We start from the raw sequence: 2965 nt of genomic DNA on the forward strand, positions 1-2965 counted from the left end.
AAAGTAACGCAAAAGCACTTTCGACAGACGTACCATCCATCAAAAGTACCCTTGCGCCTCCCCTGGGGTACAGAGACCTTTACTCCGGTATCCTTGCCCGGATATATTCCAAATCACCACCATGCGGTGTCCCTACAAGATACCATTCTCTTGCAGAATTCATTTCCATTCTGAACCCATTCATCATCAAGCAACCCTTCCTTATGCATTCAACGAAATGACACCTATTTCATTTGGTGTAGCGAATATCATGTTATATATGGTTTTAGTTGTTGCTCAGCTATTGATAGAAAGAAAGTTGAAATACTAGAAGTCCCTTTCTCATTTATCATGGGATATATCTTAGATCTGTATCAAATCATTATTCCTGCATCTCCTGAATCTCTAGGATTACGTATAGTGATTTTACTTGCAGGTAATATATGTATAGCTTTTGGTGTCTATACAATGGTTCAGTCTCATTTAGTCTTAGCACCAGTAGATGGAGTGATCTTAAGTATTTCTAGCCACTACAATAAGGCGTATTCCTTGTGTAAGAACTGCTTTGATATTACAATGATTATATTAACGATTGTTCTCTGTTTAGTAACACGTTCACCACTCTATGGTATTGGGGTTGGAACAATATTCTCTGCACTTTGTGTGGGACGTATTATTAAATGGTTTGAAATAAAACAAGTAAGTTTGATAAGGAGTTAGTAATGCATGATATTTGGAATCCCTGGCATGGATGTGTAAAGTATTCAGAAGGGTGTATGAATTGTTATATGTATGTTTTAGATAAGATGAGAAATCAAGATGGTTCACATATATATAAGACCAATGATTTTGCATATCCACTCTCTAGAAATAGAGATGGTACATATAAGATACAAAGTGGAGAAAAGATAAGAGTCTGTATGACAAGTGATTTTTGTTTAGAAGAAGCAGATATATGGAGAGATGATGTCTGGTCCATGATTAGAAGAAGACAGGATGTCATCTTTTATATACTTACTAAAAGAGCAGAAAGACTTAAAGAATGCTTGCCAGATAACTGGGGTGAAGGATATGAGAATGTAATACTTAATGTTACATGTGAGAATCAGAAACGTGCTGATGAACGTATACCACTTCTTTTAGATATTCCTGCTAAACATAAAGGAGTTATGTTAGCACCTCTTATTGGCCCTATTGATTTAGAAAAGTATTTAGATGGACGCATAGAAGAAGTGACATGCGGTGGAGAGAATTATGGTGGTACAAGAGCATGTGACTTCGATTGGATTAAATCTTTACATAATCAATGTGTGAATAAGAATACAACATTCACTTTTATTGAGACAGGATCTCATTTTGTGAAGGATGGTATTCATTATCGAGTCAAAGGGAAAGTAGCTCAGACAAGAATAGCCTATCGTTCTAGAATGAATTATCAAGGAAAGAAACCAGTATATCATCTTTATGATTTCTTTGATAATGAATTAAGAGAGGATCAGTTATATAAAAGAGAATTCAGTGAACATTGTATAGAATGTGCATCAAAACCTATATGTAATGGATGTGCAAGAAGATTTGGATGTAAACAATGTCTTTGATAATGAGAAAAAAGAAGTTTCAAATAGTATGAATAAGTAGAAGACTATAAGAGTAATTCTTATAGTTTTTTTTGATACGTTTAAAGGAGATTGATGATGGAAAATGATAAACCAAGATTATCTCTAGATGAACAGATTCAACATTTGAAAGACAAGGGAATACTTTTCAATATCATGGATGAGGAATCAGCCAAACAATATCTCAAGTACAACAATAATTATTATAAGTTGACTTCTTTCAGAAAAAATTATGATAAGCATCCAGGTGGAGAAAATAAGGGTAAATATATTAGGTTGGAGTTTGCCTATCTAGTTGATATGTCGATCATTGATATGCGTCTTCGCTATAGAGTAGTAGAAATGGCTTTGGATATTGAACATCATACTAAACTACAATTATTAAGAAAAATAGATGAGTATGATGAAGATGGTTATCAAATCGTCAAAGATTATATTGATTTATTGGATGAAAAATACAGAAATTATTTATTTAATGAATTGAACAGAAATAGAGGAAATGCATATTGCGGAGATATGATTGAGAAATATGATGGGAATTATCCGGTATGGGTATTTCTTGAAATAATACCATTCGGAAGGATGGTCGCATTCTATTATTTTTGTGCTAATCGTTTCTCTGACAAAGAAATGAAAAATAATTATTATGGATTATTACCTTGTAAAAGAATTAGAAATGTAGCGGCTCATAGTAATTGTATATTGAATGATTTGAGACCCCATACTGCTGAGCATCTAACAAATAAAGACATTATAAAGGAATTGATACGTATTCCATATATGAATTCCAATTTTAGAAAAAATAGAATGAGTAATGTGAGAATTCAACAGATCATCACATTATTCTATATGCACAAGAAAATGGTAAGAAGTGAAGGAGTTGCCTTATACGAAAGTAGGGAATTGAAGAAATTAATGAGAAGAATTGATAAAAATTGTAGTTATTATAAGACAAATACACTAATCCATGGAACTTTCAAATTTCTTGGATTAGTAGTTGACAATTGGTTTTAGACAAGGTACTATCAAAGTGGCTGGAAAAAGATATTCTTTTACGGTTGCGGCATTGGTCAAACGATGTTTGCACGGGTTTTCTATTAACGGACCTCTTCGGAGGTCTTTTTTGTACATGAAAAATACATGTTTCCATGTGTCTTGCTTAATAGTTGGATTGTAGTAAGTAAAAAGACGCTTCAAAATTCTCAGATCAGTCATTGACAGTTGGTTTTAGACAGTGTATCATCGAAACAGGTGGAAAAAGATATTCTTTTACAGTAGCGGCATTGTGCAAACGATGTTTGCTCGGGTTTTCTATTAATAGACCTCTTCGGAGGTCTTTTTTGTACATAAAAAACACATGTTTCCATGTG

3 protein-coding genes are annotated in these 2965 nt (G+C 33.3%); all 3 read left to right on the top strand.

Annotated elements, in window-relative coordinates:
• Positions 1–282 precede the first annotated feature (282 nt).
• The 3 genes from QVO42_RS06420 (at position 283) to QVO42_RS06430 (ending at position 2609) form a co-directional block, all read left to right on the top strand.
• Positions 283–699, top strand: a complete 417-nt coding sequence (locus tag QVO42_RS06420) for a DUF6198 family protein (RefSeq protein WP_502685364.1) — start codon at positions 283–285, stop codon at positions 697–699.
• Between the two features lie 2 nt (positions 700–701).
• Positions 702–1577 carry a DUF5131 family protein gene (locus QVO42_RS06425; protein WP_022425325.1) on the top strand — a complete coding sequence of 292 codons (876 nt, stop codon included), beginning with the start codon at positions 702–704 and terminating at the stop codon, positions 1575–1577.
• A gap of 96 nt (positions 1578–1673) precedes the next feature.
• Complete coding sequence (locus QVO42_RS06430; RefSeq protein ID WP_022425326.1) at positions 1674–2609, top strand: Abi family protein; 936 nt, start codon at positions 1674–1676, stop codon at positions 2607–2609.
• The last annotated feature ends 356 nt before the right edge of the window (positions 2610–2965 follow it).

The organism is Catenibacterium sp. CAG:290 (assembly GCF_000437715.1).
Lineage (GTDB): Bacteria > Bacillota_I > Bacilli_A > Erysipelotrichales > Coprobacillaceae > Catenibacterium > Catenibacterium mitsuoka_A.

Coding starts and splice junctions, on each gene's coding strand:
- QVO42_RS06425 (WP_022425325.1), top strand. CDS start 702: ATGCATGATATTTGGAATCCCTGGCATGGATGTGTAAAGTATTCAGAA.
- QVO42_RS06430 (WP_022425326.1), top strand. CDS start 1,674: ATGGAAAATGATAAACCAAGATTATCTCTAGATGAACAGATTCAACAT.